The organism is Streptomyces sp. NBC_01190, from assembly GCF_045039895.1.
In the GTDB taxonomy this organism is placed as follows: domain Bacteria; phylum Actinomycetota; class Actinomycetes; order Streptomycetales; family Streptomycetaceae; genus Actinacidiphila.
The window spans coordinates 2,048,457-2,073,509 of record NZ_CP108580.1 but is presented as its reverse complement, the minus strand read 5'-3'; the positions used below and the strand labels follow the sequence as shown (position 1 = coordinate 2,073,509).

Sequence of the window (25,053 nt, the reverse complement as noted above, 5' to 3'; positions counted from 1 at the left end):
GGTTCGTCTCCGGGGGAAGGAACATCCGTGGCCGGTTCCGGCACGCGTCGCCGACTGCTGCTGGTCTCCACCAACTACGCGCCCGAGCAGGCGGGCACCAGCCGGTACGCCACCCAGATCGCCGAGCACTGGGCGGCCGGCGGCGCCGAGGTGCACGTCCTGACCGGTATGCCGCACTACCCGGCGTGGCGGCTCGACCCGGCGTACGCGGGGGTCCGGCAGGCCGAGGAGGAGCGCGGCGGCGTACGGGTGCACCGCCACGGCCATACGGTGCCGGCCCGTCAGACGGTGCTCGGCCGGGCCGGGTTCGAGCTGTCGGTGCTGCGCGGCGGCCTGCGGGCGGCGCCCGCGATCGAGCGCCCGGACGCGGTGATCGCCCAACTGCCCACCCCGGCCGCCGGCGTCATCGGCGCCCGGCTCGCCCGGCGGTACGGCGTGCCGTTCGTACCCGTGGTGCGGAACCTGCTGGGCGGCGGCGACCGGGCCCGGCTGCGGTCGGCGCCCGCCGGGATGGTCGAGCGGTACGCCCTGCGGCGGGCCGCGCTGGTCGGCGTGGTGCACCCGTCGATCGTCCCCGACGTCGAGGCGATGGGCGTGCCCGCGACCCGGATCCGGCTGATACCCAACTGGTCGCACCTGCCCCGGCCCTCCCGGCCCCGCGAGGAGATGCGCGCCCGGCTCGGCTGGCGGCCGGGCCAGACCGTGGCGCTCTACTCCGGCGCGCTCGGCGCCGAACAGGACCTCGAATCCCTGGTGGGGGCAGCCCGGCTCGACCCCGGGCTGCGGGTGGTGCTGATGGGTGACGGCGAGCGCCGCGCCGAACTGCGGACGCTGGCCGGCGGCCTGCCCAACCTGGACTTCCCGCCGAGCCCGGACGACACCGAATACCCCGACGTGCTGGCCGCCGCGGACGTGCTGCTGGTGGCCCAGCGGGCGGCGCTCGGCGGCACCGGCGTGCCGCCGGAACTCGGCGCCTATCTGGCGGCCGGGCGGCCGGTCGTCGCCGCGGTCCCCGCCGCGAGCGCCACCGCGCGGGAACTCGACCGCTCGGGCGCGGGCCTGGTGGTACCGCCGGAGGACCCGGCGGCCCTGCTGGCCGCGATCCACGCCCTGACCGCCGACCCGGCCAGGGCCGCCCAACTGGCCGCCAACGGCCCCGCCTACGCCGAGGCCCACCTCAGCCGGGCGGCCGGGCTGGCCCGGATCGACACGCTGCTCGCCGAAGCGCTCACCCCGCGCCCGACCGCGCCGCCCGGGCCGGCGCCCGCCTCTCCCCAAACGGCGCCCGCCCCTCCGCCCGCCTCTCTTCCAATGGCGCCCGCCTCTCCGCCCGCCTCTCCTCGAATGGCGCCCCCCGGCACGTCCCCGAGCGCGGTCACCGGAGAAACCCGAGAAACCCGAGACACCCGAGAAACCGGAAAAGGTGCCGCCGGCGAGGGGCCCGGACCGGCGTAGCCAGCGGCGTCAAAGCCCTCAACCGCCGGCGTGGGCCCGCTTCAGCGCCGACAGGTCCAGCTTCTTCATCGCGAACATCACCTCGGCGGTGCGGGCCGCCTTGGCGCTGTCGGCGTCGGTGAGGAGATCGAGAAGCTCGGCCGGGACGACCTGCCAGGACAGGCCGAAGCGGTCCTTGAGCCAGCCGCACGGGCCCTCCGCGCCGCCGTCGGCGGTCAGTACGTCCCAGTAGTGGTCGACCTCGGCCTGGTCGGCGCAGTGGATCTGGAACGAGATCGCCTCGTCGAAGGTGAACTGCGGGCCGCCGTTGATGCCGACGAACTTCTGGCCGTTGGCGGTGAACTCCACCGAGAGCACGGAACCGGGCTCGCCTGGACCCGCCTCGCTGTAGTGGCCGATCCGGCCGATCGCCGCGTCGTCGAAGACGGAGACGTAGAACTTCGCCGCCTCCTCGGCCTGTCCGTCGAACCACAGGGCTGTGGTGAATCCGCTGGCGGTCATCGGTACCTCCGGTCGTGCGCGATGTGCTGTCCCCTGTGCAGACCGGCCCGCCGCCGGGAACTCATCGGTTCCCGGCGACGGGCCGGTCGGTTGGTGCCGTGCCCGGCACGTGCTCTGCCGGTGCGTGCTGTGCCAGTGCTTGCCGTGCCAGAACGCTCAGTGCGTTCAGTACGCTCCTCGTCCGTCGACCACGGCCCGCAGGGTGCGGGCCATCACATCGACGTCCGCGGTGAACGACCAGTTGTCGACGTACCGCAGGTCCAGCTTGATGGTCTCGTCCCACGACAGGTCGCTGCGCCCGCTGACCTGCCACAGTCCGGTGATCCCCGGCCTGACGGCGAGCCGCCGCACCTCGGTCTTGTCGTACCGCGCCACCTCGTCGGGCAGCGGCGGACGCGGGCCGACGAGCGACATCTCGCCCCGCAGCACATTGACGAGCTGCGGGAGTTCGTCGAGCGAGTAGCGGCGCAGCACCCGGCCGACCCGGGTGACCCGGGGATCGCGGCGCATCTTGAACATCAAGCCGTCGTTCTCGTTGGCGCCCGTGCGTTCGAGGTCGGCCTTGCGGGCATCCGCGTCGACCACCATCGTGCGGAACTTCCACATCAGGAAGGGCGTGCAGTTCTGCCCGTACCGGGTGTGCTTGTAGAACACCGGACCGGGTGAAGTGGCCCGGATGGCCAGCGCCACCAGGGCGAAGAGCGGTGCGAGCAGCAGCAGCCCGAAGGCCGCCCCGGCCCGGTCCGCCGCCGACTTCAGCCACACCTGGAGGCCGTGGCGCAGCGGCGGCGCGATGTGCAGCATGGCGAGCCCCGCGGGCGCGTCGAGCTGCAGCCGGCGCGGCGCGACATCGACGAGACCCGGCAGTATCGCCACCTGGGTCTGGGCGTCGTGCAGTGCCCAGACCAGCCGCCGCAGCCGGTCAGCGGACAGCCGCGGACCGGGCGCCACCAGGACGAGCTCCGCGTGCAGCTCGCGGGCGGCGCCGAGCACGGCGGCCCCGTCGTCGGTCGGGTTCCGCGGCTCGACCGAGCCGAGGCGGGCTGTGACCGGAGCCCCGCACTCCAGCTTGGCGTTGCCCACCGGGACCACCCCGACCACCACGTACGCGTGCTCGGTCCTGGCGGCCAGGTGACCCACCACATGGTCGGCGGTGCTCGGCTCGCCGATCACCAGCACCCGGCGGACCGCCTGCGCGGAACGGCGGTCCGAGATCAGGTGGCGCTGCGTCAGATTGGTGCCCGCCATGGTCAGCAGCGGCCCGAGAGCCACTCCCGCCAGGGCCACCACCGGCCTGACGATCTCACCGCAGGCGGTCCGCAGCACCGCCAGCATCCCGAGCAGCACCAGCCAGTCGGTGAGCGCGGCGAGCACACCGCGGGTCTCGCCCAGTACGTCGGCGGTGTAGCGCCGGCGCACCGCGCGTAGCGCCGTCCACAGAGCCGCCGCCACCAGGGCGCAGAGCAGCGGGTGTGGCTGGCGGGTGTGCCGCAGCAGCAGCAGACCCGGGACGCCGATGCCGAGCGCGTCCAGGGAGATGGCGAGCGGCAGATACCAGGCCGCCTTGTCGCCGTACGTGCGGTGGGCGCTGTGCCCACTGTGCTTGCCGTGCCGGCGCCGAGTGCGATACGGGCCGGGCACACCAAGGGCATCGGTGGTATCCGATGCCCTGGTCTCGAAGGAGCGCGGAGTGGGACTCCGCGCCGGTCTGGGCTCGTTTTCCACCGATGTGGACATAACCGGTATGACCCGGTTTGCTTCGATACGCCGCATGGACCCCCCATGGCACATCGTGACCTGCATGAGCGTTCCAGCACTTCCCCAAGTTCTGGACTCGCCCTGACAACTGCGAACGCTAGGCCAAACGGGTGGTGGTGCGCTGCGGATTGCACAGATTCGAGCCGATGTTATGACCGAGTTAACGCGACTATGGCGCTTCTGGGGCATCCCGGGGTAGAGCGTCCGTTGCCGGCGGGACGGCGGTCGGTCGGCGCTGGGACGGCGATCGGTTGGCGGCGGGACGGCGGTCGTCGGCGGTGGGACGGCCCGCTACCGTTGGGGCTTGTGCCCACCGTGCCTCTTCCCGACGATCTCCGCGACGCGCTCACCGAAGCGCTGCGGGCGACCCCGCCGAGCCATGCCTCCGCGCAGGTCGAGCGGCTGATCGAGAACTACCGGGGGACCACCCCGACCGCCGCGCCCATCCTGCGGGACGCCGCCGACGCCGCGGCCTATGCCGCCTACCGGATGCCGGCGACGTACGCGGCCGTCAGGTCCGCTCTCGACGCACTGCGGGAGCAGGCCGGCGAGTGGATCCCGGCCACCCACCTCGACCTGGGCGGCGGCACCGGCGCGGCCACCTGGGCGGTGGCCGAGGCGTGGGCGGACGGGCCCGGCAAGCACACCAGCACCGTCCTCGACTGGTCCCAGGCGGCTCTCGACCTCGGCCGCCGGCTCGCCGCGGACGCCGAGTCGGCCGCGGTCCGCGCCGCCGAGTGGACCAGGGCGCCGCTGGGCGGCACGCCGCGGCTGCCGGCCGCCGAACTGACCACCGTCTCCTACGTGATCGGCGAACTCACCCCCGCCGACCGGGCCGCGCTGCTGGACGGCGCTGTCGCCGCCACCAGCGGCGCGCTGGTCGTCGTCGAGCCCGGCACCCCCGACGGCTACGCGCGGATCATCGAGGCCCGCGGCCGGCTGATCGCGGTCGGCCTCACCGTGCTCGCGCCCTGCCCGCACGACGCGGCCTGCCCGGTCACCGGCACCGACTGGTGCCATTTCGCGGCGCGCGTGCCCCGTACGTCGCTGCACCGGCAGATCAAGGGGGGCACGCTGGCGTACGAGGACGAGAAGTTCTCCTACGTGGCGGCCGTCCGCCCCGACGCGGTCCCCGCCACCCCGGCGGCCAACCGCGTCGTCCGGCACCCCCAGATCCGCAAGGGCCAAGTCCTGCTCGACCTCTGCACCCCCGACCAGACCCTCACCCGCACCACCATCACCAAACGCCACGGCCCCCTCTACCGCCAGGCCCGCGACATCCAGTGGGGCGACCCCTTCTCCGGCGGCGCCCCCTCCGGGTCGGATCAAAGCCAGCCGTAGCGGCGGAAGGCGCGGTAGCAGAGGGCGGAGAGGGTGGCGGTGACGCCCAGCATCAGCGGGTAGCCGAAGGTCCAGTGCAGCTCGGGCATGTGCTCGAAGTTCATGCCGTAGAAGCCGGCGATCATCGTCGGGATCGCCAGAATCGCCGCCGCCGCGCTGATCCGCCGCATGTCCACGTTCTGCTGCACCGCGAGTTGGCTGAGATTCGCCGCCAGCAGGCCGTCGACCAGCTCGCTGTAGCTCGCCAGCCGCTCACGTACCTGCGACAAGTGGTCCGCCACGTCACGGAAGTAGCGGCCCATCTCCCGGCCGATCATCTCGTCGCTCTCCTCACTGAGCCGCTGGAGCGGCCGGGCCATCGGATGCACCGCCCGTTTGAACTCGATCAGCTCCCGCTTGAGCTGGTAGATCCGCTCGGCGTCGTCGCCCTGGACCGAGGAGAAGACGTCCGACTCCAGTTCGTCCACGTCGAGTTCCACCTGGTCGGCGACATCGAGATAGTCGTCCACCACCCGGTCGGTGATGGCGTGCAGCACCGCCGCCGGGCCGTGCGCCAGCATCTCGGGATGCTGCTCCAGGGCGCGCCGGACCTGGGCCAGGCCGGGCGCGCTGCCGTGCCGTACCACCACCACGAAGTCCGCGCCCAGGAAGATCATCAGCTCACCGGTGTCGACCACCTCGCTGGTCGCGGTGAGCTTCTCGTGCTCCACGAAGACGATGGTCTTGAGCACCAGGAACAGGGTGTCGCCGTAGCGCTCCAGCTTCGGCCGCTGATGCGCGTTCACCGCGTCCTCGACCGCCAGCGGGTGCAGCCCGAACACCTCGGCTATCTCCGCGAGATGCTCCTGCGCCGGCTGGTGCAGCCCGACCCAGGCGAAACCGCCGGGCCGTTTGCGCGCCTCGGTCAGCGCCTCCTGCGGGCCGAGCGACGCCACCCGGCGGCCGTCCTCGTAGACCGCGCAGTCGACCACCACGTCGGCGGTGCAGCGCTGGTCCGGGATGGCGCCGCTGTCGGCCAGCCGGTGCCACTTGCTGTCCCCGCCGCGCCGCCACTGGCGGCCGATCGACCGGCGGGTGCCGTCCTTGTGGTGAATGATCCTGGGTCGGTGGGTCATGATGCCTTCTCCAGTACCGCCATCGCCGCGTTGTGCCCGGGAACCCCGCTCACTCCACCGCCGCGGACCGCGCCCGCGCCGCAGAGATAGACGTTCGCGTACCCGGTGCCGACACCCCACCGACCGGTGGCGCTCGTCACGTCCGTCGCCGATCCGGATTCCGCCGCGCCCTCCTGGTCCGCCGCTCCGGGCGGCGCCGTGAACGGCCAGGAGAGGTCGCGGTGGAAGATGTGCCCGCCGGGCAGCCCCACCTCGCGCTCCAGGTCCAGCGGCGACTTCGCCTCGACGCAGGGGCGCCCGTCGGCGTCCAGGGCCAGGCAGTCCGCGATCGGTTCCGCGAGCACCGCGTCGAGTTGGGCCAGCGTCGCCGCGAGCAGCGCCTCCTTGACGCCCTGGGGATCCCGCTCGAAGAGCCGGGCCGGGGCGTGCAGGCCGAAGAGGGTGAGGGTGTGCGTGCCCTGGGCGGCCAGTTCGGGGGAGAGGATCGAGGGGTCGGTCAGGCTGTGGCAGTAGATCTCCGAGGGCGGCGCGTCGGGCAGCCGGCCGGCCGCGGCCTGCTCGTAGGCGGTCTGGAGCCCGCGGTAGGTCTCCGCGATGTGGAAGGTGCCGGCGAAGGCCTCCCGCGGGTTCACCGCGGTGTCCCGCAGCCGCGGCAGCCTGCGCAGCAGCATGTTGACCTTGAGCTGGGCGCCTTCCGGGCGGTCCGGCGGTTCCTGGCCGAGCAGCCCGGCGAGGGTGTGCGGCGAGGCGTTGACCAGCACGTGCCGGGCGCCGACGGTACGGGTCCCGGTCTCGGGCGCGGCCCGCGAGGCCGGCTGCGAGGTGTCCCTGGAGGTGTCCCCGAAGGAGACCTCCGCCCGTACGCCGTCGGTCGCGATCGAGGTCACCTCCGCGCCGGTGACGATCTCCGCCCCCGCCGCCCTGGCCGCGTCGGCCAAGGCGTCGGTGAGAGCGCCCATCCCGCCGATCGGCACGTCCCAGTCGCCGGTGCCGCCGCCGATCACGTGGTAGAGGAAGCAGCGGTTCTGCCGCAGCGAGGGATCGTGGGCGTGGCTGAAGGTGCCGATCAGCGCGTCGGTGAGCACCACGCCCCGGACCAGGTCGTCGGCGAAGGCAGCCTCGACCGTCTCGCCGAGCGGCCGCTCGAAGAGCGCCGCCCAGGCGGCCGGATCGTCGATCAGCCGCTCCAGCGCGGCGCGGCTGGGCAGCGGTCCGGTCAGCGTGGGAAAGAGCCGCTCGGCGACGTGCCGCGTCATCCCGTAGAACCGCTGCCACGCCTCGAAGTCCCGGTCGGAGCCGGTGAGCCGGACGAACTGCTCCCTGGTGCGGCCCGCGTCCTGCGCGTCCACCAGCAGACCGGTGTCGCCGGTCGGGGTGTACGACGACACGCGCCGCCGCCGGACCGCGAACCGCAGGCCCAGGTCGGCCACGATCTTCCGGGGCAGCAGGCTCACCAGGTAGGAGTAGCGGGACAGCCGGGCGTCCATCCCGGCGAAGGCCCGGGTGGACACCGCGGCGCCGCCGGTGCCGGGCAGCTTCTCGAGCAGCAGCACCCGGCGCCCGGCCCGGGCCAGATAGGCGGCGGCGACCAGACCGTTGTGGCCGCCGCCGACGATCACGGCGTCATAGGAGGGGTGGATCACGTTGGGCATGGCGGCACCCTACGGGGACGACCCGGGGGCCGGGGAGTCACCCGGCGGCGGGCCGCAGTTCCTGGGTGCAGCACTTCACACTGCCGCCCGCTTTGTGCAGTTCGGACAGGTCCACCGGGACCGGCTCGAAACCGCGGGCCCGCAGCGGTTCGCGCAGTCCGGTGGCGGCCCGGGGCAGCAGCACATGGCGGCCGTCGCTCACCGCGTTCAGCCCGAGCACCGCGGCGTCCTCCCCGGTGGCCAGCAGCGCGTCGGGGAAGAGCCGGGCCAGCACCGCGCGGCTGCCGGGGGAGAAGGCGCCGGGGTAGTACATGATCTCGTTCCGGGCGTCGTCGAGCACCGCGAGCGCGGTGTCGAGGTGGTAGTAGCGCGGGTCGGTGAGCTCCAGGCTGATCACCGGCCGTCCGAAGAACTCCTGCGCCTCGTCGTGCGCCAGCGGGCTGCTGCGGAAGCCCTGGCCGGCCAGCAGCCACGACGCGGTGACCGCGAAGTCGCCCTCCGCCTCGTTGACGTGCTCGGGCTCGCGCACCTCGGTGAAGCCGCGCGCGCGGAACCAGGCCAGATGCGCGGGCGCCTCCGCGGTCCGCTCCGGATTGGCGAAGCGCGCCCCCAGCACCCGGCCGTCCACCACGGTCGCGCCGTTCGCCGCGAACACCATGTCGGGCAGGCCCGGCAGCGGGTCGAGCACCTCGACGGTGTGGCCGAGCGCGCGGTAGCGGTCGCGGAGGTCCTCCCACTGGAAGAGGGCCAGCACCGGATCCACCGGCTTCGTCGGGTCCATCCACGGGTTTATGCAGTAGCTGACCCGGAAGTGCGCCGGTGGGCACATCAGATACCGGCGGGGCGTCGCGATGCGCAAGGGGGCTCCTCGAAGGGTGGTTGAGTGCCTGATCCGCACAGAGCCGTTCCCTCGGCGGACGGTCGGTCCGCCGGGGGAACGCAGAGCCTATGGGTGAATTGTGCGCGGCGACCCCGCCGGGAGCCACCGGGCGTGTGTGCCGCGTGTCACGTCCGGCCGGAGCGGCGCGGGCACGGGGGTTCCGGCGGTGGGAGAGCGGCGGGAGGGCGCTGGGAGCGCGCCGGGAGCGCGGGGAGGAGCGGCGGGCGCGCGGGGGAAGAGCGCACCCCGGCTGGGTGTTCATTCCTGCCAAGAGGCAGGATGATCCCACCCCTCCGCGTACCGTGTACCGCAACGGACCGGGGACGGGCCGGGGGCGAGGGAAGGAGTTCGATGGCAGGCAGGAACAGGTTGTCCGGCTGGCTGCGACGCGGTGCGGACGGCGGCTCCGATGCCGCTCGTGCCAACGGCCGGGTCGACCGCCGCTCCGACCGGGGTATGACGCACGAGCCCGAGCGCCCCGCCAGGGAGACCCGCGCCAGCCGCACCCGCGACGCCCGCCAGGCCGTCGCCCTCGCCCACCGTGACCAGCTCATCACCGCCGCCGCGACCGCGGGCCTGCCGCTCGCGCCCGCCGCCCACCCCGACGGGTACGGGTGTTCCTGCGACCGGATCGGCTGTCCCATCCCGGGACTCCACCCGGTGTCCCTGGCCTGGCAGACGCAGGCCAGCACGGATCCCGAGCAGGTCGGCCAGTGGTTGCGTACGCAGCCGCTGGCCAATTTCATCACCGCCACCGGCATCGGCCACGATGTGCTCGACGTCCCGGCCGAGGCGGGCCTGCTCGCCCTGGAGCGGCTCACCGCGGACGACGCCACGCTCGGCCCGGTCGCCGCCGTGGGCGAGGCCCGGCTGCTGTTCTTCACCGAGACCCGCGGCACCCCGGTGGACGAGGACGAATGGTGGCCCTGCGAACTCGACTGCCACCCCGAGACCGCCGACGAGCATCCCGGCATCCGCTGGCACTGCCGGGGCAGTTACGTCCTGCTGCCCCCGGCCCGGCTGCCGTCCGGCGACACCGTGAGCTGGCTGCCGGGGCACGGCCCCGACCTGCCGCTGCCCGACCCGCTGCCGGTGCTCGCCATCCTCAACGACGCCTGCGCGCAGTTCGGTTACGAGCCGGAGGCCGAGCCGGTGGCCTGGGGCCGCTGAGGCCGAAGGTCCGGCCCGGCCGACTCCCCCTCGGGCAGGCCGGCCGGGCGGCTCACTCGCCCCGCGCGGCGACCAGGCCGACCACCCGGCTGAGGAACGAGACCTTCGCCGTGCCCCCGGCCGGGGGCACCAGCACGAGCTGCTGGCCCACGTTGGAGAGGGTCACCGAGGTGCGGGGGGTGCCGGTCATCAACGCCCTGGTGTCCGGGTCGATGGTCAGCCGGTACCCGGCCCGGTAGGTCGACCGGGACTGGTACCTGGTGCCGAAGAAGACCAGCGCGCCGCCGTCCTTCGTGCGCAGGGCCACCGGGGCGAAGTCGCCGCCCTGGCCCGGCTGGTCGGCGTACTGCGTCACCGAGTTCGGGGTCCGCGCCCGGTCGGCCCGGCCGGCCAGAAGCTGCGAGGTGCTCGGGCCGTCGGCGAACACCGGGTCCGCGCCGCCCTGGAGATACGCGGTGTACGCGCTCGCCACCCGGCCCGGCGCCACCAGCAGCCCGGTGGCGGCCGCCGGGGCCGGCACCGCGTACCCGCGCCCGTCGGTGGCCACGTCGGGAAGCCGCCCGGGCCCGGGCACCGCCAGGAAGTCCGCCTTCCAGGGCACGCTCGCCGCGGCGCGCCGGAAGACCAGCAGCCAGCGGGCGTTGGTACCGCGGTTGACCGCCGTGTCCGCGACGAAGAACTTCGGCCAGCCGGTCTGCCGGGGTATCAGGAACTTCGGGTCGGAGAGGACCAGCGGGCTGAAGGAGGGATTGCCGGCCGGGTTGTTGGTGTGCTTGGCCCGCACCCCGGCCGCGTCGATCGCGCCCAGCGGACCGGCCTCGACCTCGGTGATCCGGGCCGGGTCGTACGCCTTGACCGCGGCGTTGTTGACCGCGGCGAAGTGCGCCAGCACCCGGGCCGCCTCGGCCGGGGCGACCGACGGGATGTTCTCCCGCTCACCGTGCACGGTCGTACAGCCGGCCAGCGGCAGTGCCGCGGCGAGGGCCGCGGCCCCCCAGCACAACCTGCGGCGGATCATGGCGCGTCGGCCCCCCTTGTGTCCTGTCCGAAACGCGGCCACTGTACCGGGTGGTCCCTCCGGCGGCGGCGACGGGATCGGATCAGGGAAGGGTCAGCACCTCGGCCCCGTCGGCGGTGACCACCAGCGTGTGCTCGAACTGGGCGGTCCGCTTGCGGTCCTTGGTGACGACGGTCCAGCCGTCCTCCCAGATGTCGTACTCATGCGTGCCCAGCGTCAGCATCGGCTCGATGGTGAAGGTCATCCCCGGCCGCATCACGGTGGTGGCGCGCGGGTCGTCGTAGTGCGGCACGATCAGCCCGGAGTGGAAGGCGGTGTGGATGCCGTGCCCGGTGAAGTCCCGCACCACGCCGTACCCGAAGCGCTTGGCGTACGACTCGATGACCCGGCCGATCACACTGATCTGCCGGCCGGGCCGGACCGCCTTGATCGCCCGGTCGAGCGACTCCCGGGTGCGCTCCACCAGCAGCCGTGACTCCTCGTCCACATCACCGACGAGGTAGGTGGCGTTGCAGTCGCCGTGCACCCCGTGGATGTACGCGGTCACGTCGAGGTTCACGATGTCGCCGTCGCGCAGCACGGTGGAGTCCGGGATGCCGTGGCAGATCACCTCGTTGACCGAGGTGCACAGCGACTTCGGGAAGCCCCGGTAGCCGAGGTCGGACGGATAGGCCTGCTGCCCGACCATGAACTCGTGCGCGATCCGGTCCAGTTCGTCCGTGGTCACACCGGGCGCGATGGCCTTCGCGGTCTCCTCCATCGCCTGGGCGGCGATCCGCGAGGCGATCCGCATCTTCGCGACGGTCTCCTCGTCCTGCACCTCCGGCCCGGTGTACGGGGCGGGGCCGGGCTTGCCCACGTACTCGGGGCGGGGGATGGCGGCGGGCACCTGGCGGACGGGCGACTGTTTCCCGGGGACGAGCGTTGACTGACCAGACATGCCGACGAGTGTATCGGCGCTCCCTGGGGCAGGCTGGCGGTCAGGGACAACCATCCTGATCACGCTCGGAGGACGACCATGGGGCTGTTCAAGGCGTTCAAGGCCCGCAAGCCGGCCGGCAAGCCGGGTGAGTGGTACTACTGCCTCACGCACAAGACCGTCGAGGAGGGTCCTGACTGCCCGGCCAAGGACCGCTTCGGCCCGTACCCCTCCCGCGCGGACGCCCAGCGCGCGCTGGAGAACGCCGCGGAACGGAACGAGGAGTGGGACACGGACCCGCGCTGGCACGACAAGGGCGGTGCGGGGAAGCCGGGCGCCGGCGAATAGGCCGGCGAGCAGACCGGCGAGCCGGGCCGGGCGGGCGTCACGGAACCGCCGGGCGGCCGGGCGGCCGGGCAGCCGTCATGACGCCGTCCCGGATCAGCTCTGCGGCTGGGCCTGCGGCTCCGGGTCCGGTTGCCGCGCCCCTTCTCGTTCCTGTTCCCGCTCCCGTACGGCCGGATCGCCGGCCTTGCGGGCGTCGTAGCCGAGCAGCGCGGGCAGCGCCGCCGCCAGCATCCCCACCGCCGCGACGCAGGCGAGCCCGCCGGACCAGACGGAGACCCGGGCCGAGCTCCCGGCCGCGACCGCGCCCGCCCGGACCTGGCCGAGCTGCGGGCCCACCGAGTACGAGAGCAGCTCGATCCCGGCCAGCCGGCCGCGCAGCTCGTCCGGGATCGTCTGGTTCCACATCGTGCTCCGCCCGATCCCGCTGATCATGTCGAGACCGCCGGCCGCGGCGAGGCAGAGCAGCACCAGCCAGATCTCGCCCGCCCAGCCGGCCAGCCCCATCGCCGCGCCCCAGCCGGCCGCCGCGAGCACCACCATCCGGCCGTGCCGGTGCACCCGGGAGGACCAGCCGCTGGTGAGGCTCACCAGCAGCGAGCCCACCGAACCGGCCGCGTACATCAGGCCGAGCGACCAGCGGGCGTGCAGATCGTCGGCGAGGAACGGGAAGATCGCCACCGGATAGGCGAAGAACATCGCGGCCAGGTCGATCGCGTAGGTGCCGAGCAGCTCCTTGCGGCCCCAGGCGTAGCGCGCGCCCTCCGCGATCCCGCGCAGCGACGGCGGCTTGGCGTCGTGTCCGGCGGGGGAGCGGCGCAGGCCGAGACCGAGGCAGACGGAGACCGCGAAGGTCACCGTGTCGGCGGCGTACGCCCAGCTCGGACCGGCCCAGGCGATCACCAGTCCGGCGAGCGAGGGACCGGCGATCGCGCCGACCTGGTAGCGCAGCGCGTTGAGCGAGGCCGCGGCGGCGAGCTGGTCGCGCGGCACGATCCGCTGCACGATGGCGTCGAGCGCGGGCCGTTGGAGGCCGGTCAGCGCGCTGGACAGCGCGGCCGTCACATAGAGCAGCCACACCATCGGGTGCGGCAGCAGGGTGTTCACCAGCAGGACGGCGGCGAGCACACCCTGGGCCGCCTCGGTGGCGTTGATCAGCAGTTTGCGGTCCACGGCGTCGGCGAGGGCGCCGCCGTAGAGCCCGAAGACGATCAGCGGCACCAGCTCCACCGCGCCGACGAAGCCGACCGCCGCGGCCGATCCGGTGAGGTCCTTGAGCTGGACCGGCACCGCCACGAAGGACAGGAAGCTGCCGAAGGTGGTGATCACCCCGGCGAGCCACATCAGGCGGAAGTCCCGCGAGGTGCGCCAGGGGGTCAGATCGGGCAGCAGCGCGCGGCCGCGGGACGGCAGGGGCGTCGACGGAGGCGGCGACGGGGGCTTCGACGTGAGCGGGTCGGGCGTCGCTTGCCGCGGGCCGGGCGTCGGTTTCGGCGGATCGGAGGGAGCGTCGGTCACGGGGCCGCATGTTCCCCGGCTTCCGGCGGCGCGGGCAACGGCTTTTCCGGCGCCGGGGGTCGCGCCGTCAACCGGGCCGTCCGACGCTCACCCCCGGCTGCTCGCCCGTCCGGCCTGATCCGGCCGACGCGGGGCCTGGCGGACACGCGCGCACCTGGCAGGATCTCCGTATGAGTAACGCTGACGACGGCAAGGCACCTTCCGCTTCCGGCCCCGCTTCCGCATCGGGACCAGCTTCCGCTTCGGGACCCGCTCCAGCATCGGGACCAGCTCCCGCCAAGGCCCCGGTCAAGGATCCCCGGGAGCTGCCCGATGTGTCCGGCCTCGTGGTGGGCGTCCTGGGCGGCACCGGCGACCAGGGCCGCGGCCTCGCCTACCGGCTGGCCAGGGCCGGCCAGCGGGTGGTCATCGGATCCCGCGCGGCCGAGCGCGCCAAGAGCGTCGCCGACGAACTGGGCCACGGGGTGGAAGGCGTCGACAACGCCGACTGCGCCCGCCGCAGCGACATCGTGATCGTCGCGGTGCCGTACGAGGGCCACGCCACGATCCTCGCGTCCCTGCGCGAGGAGCTGGCGGGCAAGCTCGTGGTGGACTGCGTCAACCCGCTCGGCTTCGACAAGCAGGGCGCGTACGCGCTCGATGTCGAGGAGGGCAGCGCCGCCCAGCAGGCCGCCGCGCTGCTGCCGGAGTCCAGGGTCACCGCCGCCTTCCACCACCTGTCGGCCGTGCTGCTGAAGGACCCCGAGGTCGCCGGCATCGACACCGATGTGATGGTGCTCGGCGAGTCCCGGGCCGACACCGACATCGTGCAGGCGCTGGCCAACCGGATTCCCGGCATGCGCGGGATCTTCGCCGGCCGGCTGCGCAACGCCCGCCAGGTCGAGTCGCTGGTGGCCAACCTGATCTCGGTCAACCGCCGTTACAAGGCTCACGCGGGCCTGCGGCTCACCGACGTCTGAGTGGGCGGGCACGGGGGCCATGGCGGCGGGCGGGCCGGGCCGTGCGGCGGACGGGCACGGGGGGCGGGGTGTCGGCGGCGGGCCGGGCGCCGGGGGACAATGACCGGGTACGACCCGCAGGACGCGTCCCGACAGGAGTCACCCGCCCATGCCCCGCCTGGCCCGCTTTTCCCTCGTCCTCTGCCTGCTGGCCACCGTCGCGGCGGTGGTCTCCTTCGTCAACGGCAGCCTGCTGGGCATCGTCTGGGTGCTGCTCGCCGGGCTGACCAGCAACATGTGGTTCTACTACCACCGCAAGGCGAAGGTGGAGGCCGCCGGCACCGCCGCGCGGGCGGCCGACGCCGGGCGGGCCGGCTGACCGGCCGGCCCCGAGCGGATCCGGTCAGCGCTGCCAGAAGCGGAAGAGCCAGTCGCCCTTGGCGACCAGCAGGCTGTTCACCCCGAACCAGCCCATGATCGTGTAGATCAGCTCGAAGAACTTCTCGTTGACCGACCTGATGTAGAGCACACCGAAGACCGCCAGCAGCCCGAACGGCGCGAACGGCGCCACCTGCCGCTTGACCTCGTACGACAGCCACGGCTCGATCACCCCGTAGCCGTCGAGGCCCGGCACCGGCAGGAAGTTCAGCAGCGCCGAGGTCACCTGGAGCATCGCCAGGAAGGCCAGCGCCGACTGGAACTCGATCGGCCAACTGTCCGTGCTGCCCGCCGCGAAGGGGATCATCAGGATCAGCGCGAAGAGCACGTTGGTCAGCGGGCCCGCCGCCGAGATCAGGCTGTGCTTGACCCGGCCGCGGATCCGGTGGCGCTCGATGAAGACCGCGCCGCCGGGCAGGCCGATCCCGCCCATCAGCAGGAAGAACACCGGCAGCACAATCGACAGCAGTGCGTGCGTGTACTTCAGCGGATTCAGGGTCAGATAGCCCTTCTCCCCGATGCTGGTGTCACCGCTGTGCAGCGCGGTACGGGCGTGCGCGTACTCGTGCAGGCACAGCGAGACGACCCAGCCCGCGACCACAAACAGGAACAGAGCGAAGCGAGTGTCGGAGGCGAAGCCGGTCCACACCGCCCATCCGGACACCACCATCACGGCGACGATGCCCAGGAAGATCGGGCTGACACGGCGATCGTCACCGCTGTGCGCGCGGCGGATCTGGATGACGCTCATGGAACGGGCTCCTGCTGGGCATCGGGCTGCGAGATGGTGCGGTGACGTGGTGCGGGCACCGCGTGCGGTGCGATCGGGCGGCTTCGGGCGGTGCTTCGGGCGGTGACGTCTGGCGGTGTGCTTCGTGCCGGTACGGCGCGGGCGGATGGCCGGCCCCGGTGCCGAGGCCCGGGCGCCCGATCATGCCACCCGTGCCGCGAACGGCACAGGCGGTGCCCGGGGAAACGTGCGGCGAGCGTACGGTGTTCCGCCGCTCGGTCACCCTGGCGCCGCGCGGCTGTGTACTCCGTAAGAATGGTGCCGTGCGCTATGCGATCCTCGGCACCACCCAAGCCCTCCGCGACGACGGTACCCCCGCCTTGCTCGCCGGCGGGCGGTTGCGCGCCCTGCTGACCGCGCTCGCCCTGCGGCCCGGCCGGGTGATCGGCGCCGATCTGCTGATCGACGAGGTGTGGGCGGGGGACCCGCCCGCCGACGCGACCGGGGCGCTCCAGGCACTGGTCGGGCGGTTGCGGCGGGCCGTCGGGCACGACGCCGTCGCCTCCGTCGACGGCGGTTACCGGCTCGCGGCCGGCCGCGACGAAGTGGACCTCTACCGCTTCGAACGGCTCGCCGAGGAGGGCGCGCGGGCGCTCGCCGAGGGTGATCCGGTGACGGCGTCGGGACTGCTGGGCGACGCGTTGGCGCTCTGGCGCGGGCCCGCGCTCGCGGATCTGCCGGACCGCGACACGGCCGCCGTCCGCAGCGACGCGTTGCGCCTGGACGCCCAGCGCCACCGCCTCACCGCCGAACTCGCCCTCGGTCCGGCCGACCGGGTGCTGCCCGAACTCGCCGGACTCGCCGCCGCCCATCCGCTCGACGAGCCGCTGCGCGCCCTCCACATCCGGGCGCTGCGCGACGCCGGCCGGACCGCCGACGCGCTCGCCGCCTATGAATCCGTCCGGGTCGACCTGGCGGAACGGCTCGGCGCCGATCCGAGCGCGGAGCTGCGCCTGCTCCACGCGGAACTCCTCGCGCCGCCGCCGCTGCCGGCCGCCGCGCGACCCGCCCGCCCCGCGGCCACCGGGCGGCCACCGGTCCAGCCCGCCCCGCCGCCCGTACCGCGGGCCGCCGGGAGCGGGCGCACCCGGCAGGGGAACGCGCGGGCCCGGCTGACCAGCTTCGTCGGGCGGGAGAGCGATCTCGCCGCGGTGGAAGGGGACCTGGCGCGGGCCCGGCTGGTGACCATCACCGGTCCCGGCGGCACCGGCAAGACCCGGCTGTCGCAGGAGGCCGGGGACCTGCTGGCCGCGCGGTGGCCGGACGGCGTGTGGTACGCGGAACTCGCCCCGGTGAGCGATCCCCGTACGGTGCCGGAGGCGGTGATCAGCTCGCTCGGGCTGCGCGACACGCAGTTGCACGGCGGGAGCGCCGCCGAGGCCGCCATCGCCGTCGAGACCAAGCAGAAGGACCCGGCGCGGCAGCTCACCGACTACTGCGCGGGCCGCAGTCTGCTGCTGGTGCTCGACAACTGCGAGCATGTGATCGACGCGGCGGCGACCCTCGCCGAGCTGCTGCTCGCCCACTGCCCGGGCGTCACCGTGCTCGCCACCAGCCGCGAACCCCTCGGCGTACCGGGGGAGTCGGTGCGCCCGCTCGACCCGCTGCCCGACCCCACCGCGCTGCGGCTGCTCGCCGACCGGGGGGCCGCCGCCCGGCCGGGCTTCTCCGTCGAGGACGACCCGGTCGCCTGCGCCGAGCTGTGCCGGCGGCTGGACGGGCTGCCGCTCGCCATCGAGCTGGCCGCGGCCCGGCTGCGCGGTATGTCGCCCCGGCAGCTCGCCGACCGCCTCGACGACCGCTTCCGGCTGCTCACCGGCGGCAGTCGTACGCTGTTGCCCCGCCAGCAGACGCTGCGGGCCGTGGTCGACTGGTCGTGGGATCTGCTCGAACCGCCCGAGCGGGTGCTGCTCCGCCGGCTCGCCGTCTTCCGCGGCGGCTGGACCCTGGAGGCGGTCGAGGCGATCTGCGCCGACCCCTCGGCTGCGGATCTCCTGACGATGGATCCGTCGGCGGCGGATCGCTCGGCGGCGGATCTCCTTGCGGCGGGTCTCCCGACGACAGCCCCCGCGCCCGCAGCCGACCGGATCGACGCCCCGGACGCGGCCGCCCTGCTCGCCTCCCTCGTGGACAAGTCGCTGGTCCTGGCCGACCTCACCGCGGGCGGCTTCCGCTACCGCATGCTGGAGACCATCCACGAGTACGGCGCCGAGCGGCTGGACGCGTCGGGGGAGCGGGCCGCGGTCGAGCGGCGGCACACGGCCTACTTCCGTGAGTTCGCCAGGACCGCCGATCCGCTGCTGCGCGGGGCCGGCCAACTCGGCTGGTTCGAACGGCTGGAGACCGAGCACGAGAACCTGCGGGCGGCGCTGGGCCGGGCGGTGGCCGCCGGGGACGAGCAGGAGGCGCTGCTGCTCGTGCTGGGCTGCAACTGGTTCTGGGAGGTGCGCAACTACACCTCCGAGCGCCGCCACTGGCCGCACCTGGTGGCCGCGATGGGCCCGGATCCGTTCGCCGAACCGCCCGCCCTCCTGCCGCTGGAGTACGGCCCGCTGGAGCAGCCGCCACCGCTGGCGGGTGAACGGCTGATCGAGGCCAGGCGCCATGTCCGGATCATCGACCTGTCCTCCTGGGAGGGCGAGATCGAGTGGTGGTCCGATCCGGCGCTGGTCCACGTCGGTGCCTCGCTGATCGACACCTATCCGCCGCATCTGCCGCAGTCCGCCCGCTTCCCCGGCCTGCTCCGCCCCTACGGCGCCTTCTTCTCCGGCGACTTCGAGCGGCTGCGCGGTCTGGTGGACGAGACCGTCGAGGCGTGCCGGATCCACGGCAGGCCCTGGGAGCTGGCGTTCTCGCTGCAACTGCGGGCGAAGGTCAACAACGATGTGAGCGAGCTGCTGGCGGCCTCGGTCGACGACATCGCCGAGAGCCGGCGGCTCTTCGAGCAGGTGGGCGACGAGTGGGGGATGGCCGAGACGCTGTCCGCCGAGGCGGAGGCGGCCGGCAACGGCGGCGACTGGCAGCGGGCGGCGGCGGCGTGCCGGGAGGGCATCGCCCTGGCCCGCAAGATCGGTTCGCACCAGCACGTCCCGGTGCTGATGGTGCGGATGGGCGACGCCCTGATCAACAGCGGGGCCTGCGAGGAGGGTGAGCGGCTGCTGCGGGAAGGCATCGCGGACGCCGAGCGGTTCGGTTCGAGCAGCGACGGCGCGTCCTTCTTCGGCAGGGTCCTGCTCGCCGCCGCGCTGAGCCACCGCAACGACATCTCCGACGCGCTGGAGCTGATCGAGGCGACCATCGAGGATAGCCGGGACGGCCGCAACGGCCAGCCGGCCTTCATCCGCGGCCTGCTGAACGGCATCAAGGGCTCCCTGCTCGGCAAGGCGGGCGACCCGCACGCCGGCCTGCGCCTGCTCACCACCGGGGTGGACGAACTGCGGCGGCACCCGCTGGCCAACGTGATCACCCCGAGGCTCGGCGCGCTGCTCGCGCCCGGCGCCGCCCAACTGCTGCGGATGATCGGCGCATCGGACCGGCCCCAGGACCAAGGCGATGACGGGACCCAGGCCCTGGACGTGAACCGGGACCAAGACCCGGCCCAGCACCAGGCCCAGGACCGGAACCACCGCAGGCTGTACCGCGCCGCGTTGCTGATCGGCGCCCACGACCGGCTGCGACCCTCCGCGATGCCGCCCGCCGAACTCCGCGACCTGGAGCACGAGAAGACGCTGTTGCGCGCTCTGCTCGGCGACGAGCTGTACGACGCCGGGTACGCGGAAGGCGGCGACCTCACCGTGGAGGACGCCGCCGCCCTGATGCGCGACGTGGAGTGAGCGCCGGGCCCGGCGCCCCTCGCTGACGCGCCGTCAGGTCTTCCGGCGGAAGCGGGCCACCGCCAGCGGCGCGGTCACCAGGGTGATGCCGGCCGACCAGGCCAGGGTGACCCACACCGAGTGCGCCACCGCGCCCCCGTTGATCAGCGCCCTGGCCGCGTCCGCCAGATTGGAGAGCGGGTTCACCTTGGTGAATCCCTCCAGCCAGCCCGGCATGGTGCTCGGCTTGGCGAAGATCGAGCTGCCGAACTGCAACGGCATCAGCACCAGCATGGCCACCCCTTGTACCGACTGGGCCGTGTTCATGGTGAGGCCCAGCAGGATGAAGATCCACATGAGTGAGGCGCCGAAGACCATCGACAAGGCGATCGAGGCGAGCAGATGGAGCACGTCCGTCTTGATGGTCAGGCCCAGGGCGAAGCCCATGCCCAGCAGGATCGCGGTGGCGATCATCATCCGGCCGACCTCGACCACGATCTTGGCGATCAGTACCGAGGACCGGGCGATCGGCATCGTCCGGAACCGGTCCATGACCCCCTTCTTGAAGTCGTCGTTGATCCCGGTGCCGACCGCCATGGCGATGTTCATGCCCATCATCGCCATCAGCCCGGGGATCACGTAGTTCACATACGCGTGCTGATTGCCCTTGCCGGAGACCGCGCCGCCGAAGACGTACACGAACAGCAGGGTGAAGACCACCGGCATCAGCACCGCGTCGAACATCGACTCGGGGTCCTGCTTGATCTGGAGCATGTTGCGGCGCGCCAGCGCGCCGATGTGCCGCAGGTTGGCCCGCGGGCCGATCCTGCCCTCGTCCGCCGCCGTCTCCCGCCGTGCGGGTGCGGTGGCCTCCGCTGTCGCCGCGCTCATACCCTGGCCTCCGCTTCTTCCAGTTCTTCTCGTTCTTCGGTCTTGCGCACGGACACCGCGGGACCGGCGGCGCGGTCGCCGGCCGGATCACCGGCGGCTTCACCGCCCTGCTCGCCCTCGCCGAGGTTGGACTTCTGGCCGGTGATGGCGAGGAACACCTCGTCCAGGCTGGGCAGATGGGTGCCGATGCCGGCGATGCCGAAGCCGCGTACGCCCAGCAGCGACACCACCGCGGTGAGCTGCTCGTCGCTGAGGATCGGCACCGTGACCACGCCCTCGGCGCGGTCGGCGTTGGCGCCGGCCACCCCGTCGGGCCCGGCCTCGCCGATCGCGGCGGCCATGGCGGTGAGCTGCGCCGGATCGGACGGCCTGATCTCCAGCGTGCGGCCGCCCACCCTGGCCTTGAGCTCGGCCACCTTGCCCTGGGCGATCACCCGGCCGCGGTCGATCACCGTCAGCTCGTTGGCGAGCTGCTCGGCCTCCTCCATGTACTGGGTGGTGAGCAGCACGGTCGCCCCTTCGGCGACCATCCGCCGCACCTCTTCCCACACCTCGTTGCGGGTACGGGGGTCGAGGCCGGTGGTCGGCTCGTCGAGGTAGAGCACCGAGGGCCGGCCGATCATGCTCGCGGCGAGGTCGAGCCGGCGGCGCATACCGCCGGAGTACTGCATGGCCGGCCGCTTGGCGGCCTCGGTCAGCGAGAACCGTTCCAGCAGCTCGTCGGCCCTGGTCCGGGCCTCGGCGCGGGACAGGTCGAGGAGCCGGCCGATCATGTAGAGGTTCTCCCGGCCGGAGAGCTTCTCGTCCACCGAGGCGTACTGCCCGGTCAGACCGATCACCCGGCGGAGCTGTCGGGGCTGCTTGAGCACGTCGTAGCCGGCCACCCGGGCGGTGCCGGCGTCCGGCCGCACCAGGGTGGAGAGCACGCGTACCAGCGTGGTCTTGCCGGCCCCGTTCGGGCCGAGCACGCCGAGTACCGTGCCCTGGCGTACGTCCAGATCAACTCCGTCGAGGGCTTTGGTCTCGCCGTAGTGCTTGACCAGACCCCGCACCTCGACGGCCGCGGTCCCCCCGTCGCCGGCCGGTCGCGGCGCTGCCGTGGTGGCTGCCGCGACGGCCGCTGTCGGCGCGGTGCGCGGCGTCTTCGCTGTCGTTGGCGGATTCGTCATGGACACACCGTGCCGGGTGCCACCGACGCGGTACCGACATAGCGCCGACAGGGTGGGCCGACCGGATGTAGGTGCCGGTCCCGGGGTCGGTCATCCGTGGTGTCGGCGCCGTGTCGCCACGGCGTCGGCGCGGTGTCGGCGCCGGGCGTGCGCTGTCGTCGGCGCGGTGTCCGAGGGTGCCCGCCGAGCTACACCGGCACCTTGACCAGCAGCTTTCCGGTGCTGTCCTGGACCTCGAAGTGACTGATGTCGTCCTTGTGCAGGCCCGCCGCACCGTGCACGGTCAGCGGCCTCGGGTGGGCGTCGGTGCCGTAACCCTCGTAGGGGACCGACCAGGTGGCGACCGTCTGCTTGGCACCGTTCCGGCCGATCGCCAGCAGGCTGCAGGTGAGCGGGCCGCGCACACCGCTCAGCCGGAGGTCGACCATGCTGCCCCAGCCCTTGTCGGTGATCCCCACCACCGCCGAGGCGCCGGTCGCCGGGTCGCTGCCCCTGTGCTGATCGGCGGCGAAGGTGGCGGTCGCGGTCGTCTTCGTATGACCGCCGCCGCCGTCGTCGGTGGCGAGCACGGCGATCGTCGGACCGCCGACCACCAGCACGGCCGCCACCGCCACCGCCGCCAGCCGCCGCCGGCCGCGGGCCCGGCGCTCCCCGCCGACCTGCGCGAGCAGCCGCTGGAGCAGCGCGTCCCCCGGCGGCTCCACCACGCCGATACCGTCCGCGCGCAGCTCCTCGAGCACCGGGACGACGCCCATCAGCTCATCGAGCTGGGTGCCGCACTCCTCGCACTCGGCCAGGTGCTCCTCGAACCTGGTCATCTCCGCGTCTTCCAGCGCCCCGAGGAGGTAGGCGCCCACATCCGCATGCGGGTTCAGATTCATGAGGTGGTCACCCCTCTCTCTTCCAGCGCGTTCCGAAGCGCGCGCAGAGCATAGAAGACCCGGGATCGTACGGTGCCGGCCGGGAGCCCCAGTTCCGCGGCCGCCTCATTCACGGTACGGCCGCGGAAGTAGGTCTCGACGAGCGCCTCCCGGTGCGCGGCCGACAGGTCCTGCAAAGCGTCCGAGATGGTCATCAGCCGCAGCGACCGCTCCATCTCGTCCTGGGCCGGAAGCTGCTCCAGGGCGGCGGGGGAGATCTCCTGCGGCCTGGACTGGCGGCTGCGGTGCCCGTCGATCACGATGCGCCGGGCCACGGTCACCAGCCAGGGCCGCAGGCTGCGGGCGCCGGGGTCGAGCGTGGACGCGCTCTTCCAGGCCCGCAACAGCGTCTCCTGCACGACGTCCTCGGCAAGAAAGCGGTCGCCGGCCACCAAGCGGAGCACATACGCGAACAGCGCACCGGCGTGTTCGCGATAGAGCGCCCGCATCAGTTCTTCCTCGGGTACCGCCTCGGGCGGCTCCTGAGGGCCGGGGGATCCGTCCACGGCGGCATTTTGCCCTACCCGCCGCCCCCGGTCGAGTTCGCGTGTGGCTGCCCGGGACATCAGTAGCCGTACGCTCCGGCGCTCGAGCCCGAGTTGGCGCTTGAGGAGGAATTTGAGGAACTCGAGGAACGCGAGGAACTCGAGGAACTCGAGGGGGCGGCCGTGGAAGCGGCCTTGGCGCCCGCCGGGGTCACCGCCCACCAGATGCCACCGAGCCCCTGGCCGTTGGTGTCACCGGCCGCCGTGTCCTGGGCGTAGGTGTAGAGCGGCCAGCCATTGAGGGTGAGCTGCTTCTGGCCGCCGGCGTCGGTCACGGAGCCCAGCAGCTTGTGGTCGATGCCCTTGACCGTGGCGGTGTCGGTGGCGGGAGCGGCGGGCCACAGGGCGGCGCACTGGCCGGTGCAGGTCGAGGTCGGCGGCTTGTTGGTGTCCATGTCGTAGCGGTAGAGGGTGAAGCCCTTGCCGTTCACCACGATGGTGCCGAGGCTCGCGTTGGACGCGGTGTGCACCCCGGTGGCGCCGGCGGAGCCGCCGCCGGCCGCCGGTGAGGGCGCCGCCGAGGAGGACGACGGGGACGACGGGGACGACGAGGACGACGGGGACGACGAGGAGGAGCCCGCGGCGCCCGAGGACGAGCCGGAGCCCGAGGAGGAACCGCACGCGGTGAGGGCGAGGGCGAGTGAGGCGGCGAAGACGGCTCCGGTGGCCATCCGGCCACGAGTAGTGACGATCATGAGGACTTCCCATAAGTGCGACGGTCGCCGCTGAAGCGGCGCTCACCAGGACTTACGGATGCGATGACCGGTTGACTCAAATTTCTCCCGGCGAAGATGGGAAAGTCCGGCGCGTCCCCGCACACGGCGGTGCCCGGGCCCTGGGGGGAAGGGCCCGGGCACCTGGATGTGGTGCGGTCGGCGGGATCGAGCGGGACCAGTCGGGACGAGCCGGGACCAGTCGGGACCAGCCGGGACCAGTCGGAGTCAGTCGGGACCAGCCGGGACCAGTCGGGCGCAGCCGGAATCAGTGGAAGGTGTGCTCCGGCGCCGGGAACTGCCCGCCGACCACCTCGCCGGCGAAGGCCTTGGCCGCGTCCCCGAGGCTCTGCCGCAGGTTCGCGTACTGCTTGGTGAAGCGCGGCACCTTGCCCTCGGTCATCCCGGCCATGTCGGTCCACACCAGCACCTGGGCGTCGGTGTCGGGACCGGCGCCGATCCCGATCACCGGGATCTCCAGCGAGCGGGTGATCTCGGCGGCCACCTCGGCCGGCACCAGTTCGAGGACCAGCGCGAACGCGCCCGCGTTCTGTGCCGCCTTGGCGTCCCTGAACAACCGGTCGGCGGCTTCCTCGCCCCGGCCCTGTACCCGGTAGCCCAGGGTGTTCACGGACTGCGGGGTCAGACCCATGTGGGCCATGACGGGGATGCCGGCCTCGACGAGGATCTCGGTCTGGGTCAGCGAGCGCTCGCCGCCCTCCAGCTTGACCGCGCCGACCCCGGCCTCCTTGACCAGCCGGGTGGCGCTGCGCAGCGCCTGCACCGGACCCTCCTGATAGGAGCCGAAGGTGAGGTCGGCGACGATCAGCGCCCGGCTGGTGCCGCGGACCACGGCGGCCGAGAGCATCGTCATGTGGTCCATGGTGACCGGCACGGTGGACTCGTAGCCGAGGTGGACGTTGCCCATCGAGTCGCCGACGAGCAGCACCGGGATGCCGGCCTCGTCGAAGACCGAGGCGGTCGTCGAGTCGTACGCGGTGAGCATGGGCCACCGCTCGCCGCGCTCCTTGGCCGCGGCCAGGTCCCTGACGGTGATGCGGCGGGTGCCGGTCCCGCCGTACAGCGCCTTGGGGTTGTCCGCAGCGGTGGGCGGCCCCGAGGCAGCCGGCCGCGCAGCACGAAGTTGCGTCATGATGACGACTCC

The 25,053-nt window shown here is 73.0% G+C and carries 21 protein-coding genes and 1 pseudogene; 7 read left to right on the top strand and 15 right to left on the bottom strand.

What is annotated here, in order from left to right:
* Window positions 1–27: 27 nt before the first annotated feature.
* Window positions 28–1,455: a glycosyltransferase family 4 protein gene (locus OG519_RS08800; RefSeq protein ID WP_405580884.1), complete on the top strand. Its 1,428-nt coding sequence runs from the start codon at window positions 28–30 to the stop codon at window positions 1,453–1,455.
* 18 nt (window positions 1,456–1,473) lie between these two features.
* Here OG519_RS08800 and OG519_RS08795 read toward each other — a convergent pair whose 3' ends face one another.
* Both OG519_RS08795 and OG519_RS08790 read right to left on the bottom strand, forming a co-directional pair.
* The gene (locus OG519_RS08795) at window positions 1,474–1,956 is read right to left on the bottom strand and encodes a VOC family protein (RefSeq protein ID WP_405580882.1); all 483 of its coding nucleotides are present in this window, start codon (window positions 1,954–1,956) and stop codon (window positions 1,474–1,476) included.
* Between the two features lie 165 nt (window positions 1,957–2,121).
* Window positions 2,122–3,597, bottom strand: coding sequence for a sugar transferase (locus OG519_RS08790; protein WP_405580880.1), 1,476 nt, complete (start codon window positions 3,595–3,597; stop codon window positions 2,122–2,124).
* A gap of 423 nt (window positions 3,598–4,020) precedes the next feature.
* Here OG519_RS08790 and OG519_RS08785 point away from each other — a divergent pair, with 423 nt between their 5' ends.
* On the top strand, window positions 4,021–5,055 hold the full coding sequence (locus OG519_RS08785) for a small ribosomal subunit Rsm22 family protein (RefSeq protein ID WP_405580878.1): 1,035 nt from the start codon (window positions 4,021–4,023) through the stop codon (window positions 5,053–5,055).
* Here the strand turns inward: OG519_RS08785 and corA are convergent.
* Genes corA through ddaH form a run of 3 tightly spaced genes read right to left on the bottom strand, consistent with a single transcriptional unit; the run spans window position 5,040 to window position 8,681 of the window.
* On the bottom strand, window positions 5,040–6,170 hold the full coding sequence (gene corA, locus OG519_RS08780; protein ID WP_405580875.1) for a magnesium/cobalt transporter CorA: 1,131 nt from the start codon (window positions 6,168–6,170) through the stop codon (window positions 5,040–5,042). The two genes, OG519_RS08785 and corA, sit on opposite strands and share 16 nt — an antisense overlap.
* Window positions 6,167–7,822 carry a phytoene desaturase family protein gene (locus OG519_RS08775; protein WP_405580873.1) on the bottom strand — a complete coding sequence of 552 codons (1,656 nt, stop codon included), beginning with the start codon at window positions 7,820–7,822 and terminating at the stop codon, window positions 6,167–6,169. The genes corA and OG519_RS08775 overlap by 4 nt, the downstream gene beginning before the upstream one ends.
* A gap of 37 nt (window positions 7,823–7,859) precedes the next feature.
* Window positions 7,860–8,681 carry a dimethylargininase gene (ddaH, locus tag OG519_RS08770; protein ID WP_405580870.1) on the bottom strand — a complete coding sequence of 274 codons (822 nt, stop codon included), beginning with the start codon at window positions 8,679–8,681 and terminating at the stop codon, window positions 7,860–7,862.
* Between the two features lie 372 nt (window positions 8,682–9,053).
* On the opposite strand from ddaH, the gene OG519_RS08765 reads away from it, so the two are divergent.
* The gene (locus tag OG519_RS08765) at window positions 9,054–9,872 is read left to right on the top strand and encodes a bifunctional DNA primase/polymerase (protein WP_405580868.1); all 819 of its coding nucleotides are present in this window, start codon (window positions 9,054–9,056) and stop codon (window positions 9,870–9,872) included.
* A gap of 52 nt (window positions 9,873–9,924) precedes the next feature.
* Here OG519_RS08765 and OG519_RS08760 read toward each other — a convergent pair whose 3' ends face one another.
* Both OG519_RS08760 and map read right to left on the bottom strand, forming a co-directional pair.
* Complete coding sequence (locus OG519_RS08760) at window positions 9,925–10,890, bottom strand: hypothetical protein (RefSeq protein WP_405580865.1); 966 nt, start codon at window positions 10,888–10,890, stop codon at window positions 9,925–9,927.
* Window positions 10,891–10,972: 82 nt separating this feature from the next.
* Window positions 10,973–11,830, bottom strand: coding sequence for a type I methionyl aminopeptidase (map, locus tag OG519_RS08755; protein WP_405580863.1), 858 nt, complete (start codon window positions 11,828–11,830; stop codon window positions 10,973–10,975).
* A gap of 78 nt (window positions 11,831–11,908) precedes the next feature.
* Here map and OG519_RS08750 point away from each other — a divergent pair, with 78 nt between their 5' ends.
* Window positions 11,909–12,157 carry a hypothetical protein gene (locus OG519_RS08750; RefSeq protein ID WP_405580860.1) on the top strand — a complete coding sequence of 83 codons (249 nt, stop codon included), beginning with the start codon at window positions 11,909–11,911 and terminating at the stop codon, window positions 12,155–12,157.
* A gap of 93 nt (window positions 12,158–12,250) precedes the next feature.
* On the opposite strand, the gene OG519_RS08745 is transcribed toward OG519_RS08750, so the two are convergent.
* Window positions 12,251–13,498 (bottom strand): MFS transporter, encoded by a 1,248-nt coding sequence (locus OG519_RS08745; protein WP_405592580.1) that lies wholly within the window; start codon window positions 13,496–13,498, stop codon window positions 12,251–12,253.
* Window positions 13,499–13,842: 344 nt separating this feature from the next.
* On the opposite strand from OG519_RS08745, the gene npdG reads away from it, so the two are divergent.
* Entirely contained in the window at window positions 13,843–14,631 is a 789-nt protein-coding gene (gene npdG / locus OG519_RS08740; RefSeq protein ID WP_405580857.1) for an NADPH-dependent F420 reductase, read from the top strand.
* A 148-nt stretch (window positions 14,632–14,779) separates the two neighbouring features.
* Window positions 14,780–14,989: a hypothetical protein gene (locus tag OG519_RS08735; RefSeq protein WP_405580855.1), complete on the top strand. Its 210-nt coding sequence runs from the start codon at window positions 14,780–14,782 to the stop codon at window positions 14,987–14,989.
* A 24-nt stretch (window positions 14,990–15,013) separates the two neighbouring features.
* Here the strand turns inward: OG519_RS08735 and OG519_RS08730 are convergent, their stop codons facing one another.
* Window positions 15,014–15,799, bottom strand: a complete 786-nt coding sequence (locus OG519_RS08730; RefSeq protein WP_405580853.1) for a site-2 protease family protein — start codon at window positions 15,797–15,799, stop codon at window positions 15,014–15,016.
* Window positions 15,800–16,101: 302 nt separating this feature from the next.
* On the opposite strand from OG519_RS08730, the gene OG519_RS08725 reads away from it, so the two are divergent.
* Window positions 16,102–19,671 carry an AfsR/SARP family transcriptional regulator gene (locus tag OG519_RS08725; RefSeq protein WP_405580851.1) on the top strand — a complete coding sequence of 1,190 codons (3,570 nt, stop codon included), beginning with the start codon at window positions 16,102–16,104 and terminating at the stop codon, window positions 19,669–19,671.
* 33 nt (window positions 19,672–19,704) lie between these two features.
* On the opposite strand, the gene OG519_RS08720 is transcribed toward OG519_RS08725, so the two are convergent.
* From OG519_RS08720 to panB, 6 genes and pseudogenes are all read right to left on the bottom strand, one after another.
* Window positions 19,705–20,541 carry an ABC transporter permease gene (locus tag OG519_RS08720; protein ID WP_405580849.1) on the bottom strand — a complete coding sequence of 279 codons (837 nt, stop codon included), beginning with the start codon at window positions 20,539–20,541 and terminating at the stop codon, window positions 19,705–19,707.
* A gap of 128 nt (window positions 20,542–20,669) precedes the next feature.
* A pseudogene (locus OG519_RS08715) lies at window positions 20,670–21,710 on the bottom strand (ATP-binding cassette domain-containing protein); the annotation flags it as partial.
* A gap of 188 nt (window positions 21,711–21,898) precedes the next feature.
* On the bottom strand, window positions 21,899–22,591 hold the full coding sequence (locus tag OG519_RS08710; RefSeq protein WP_405580847.1) for an anti-sigma factor family protein: 693 nt from the start codon (window positions 22,589–22,591) through the stop codon (window positions 21,899–21,901).
* On the bottom strand, window positions 22,588–23,136 hold the full coding sequence (locus OG519_RS08705; protein ID WP_405580845.1) for a sigma-70 family RNA polymerase sigma factor: 549 nt from the start codon (window positions 23,134–23,136) through the stop codon (window positions 22,588–22,590). Before OG519_RS08705 ends, OG519_RS08710 begins: the two co-directional genes overlap by 4 nt.
* A gap of 59 nt (window positions 23,137–23,195) precedes the next feature.
* Window positions 23,196–23,870: a hypothetical protein gene (locus OG519_RS08700; protein ID WP_405580843.1), complete on the bottom strand. Its 675-nt coding sequence runs from the start codon at window positions 23,868–23,870 to the stop codon at window positions 23,196–23,198.
* 286 nt (window positions 23,871–24,156) lie between these two features.
* On the bottom strand, window positions 24,157–25,041 hold the full coding sequence (panB, locus tag OG519_RS08695) for a 3-methyl-2-oxobutanoate hydroxymethyltransferase (protein ID WP_405580840.1): 885 nt from the start codon (window positions 25,039–25,041) through the stop codon (window positions 24,157–24,159).
* Window positions 25,042–25,053: the final 12 nt, after the last annotated feature.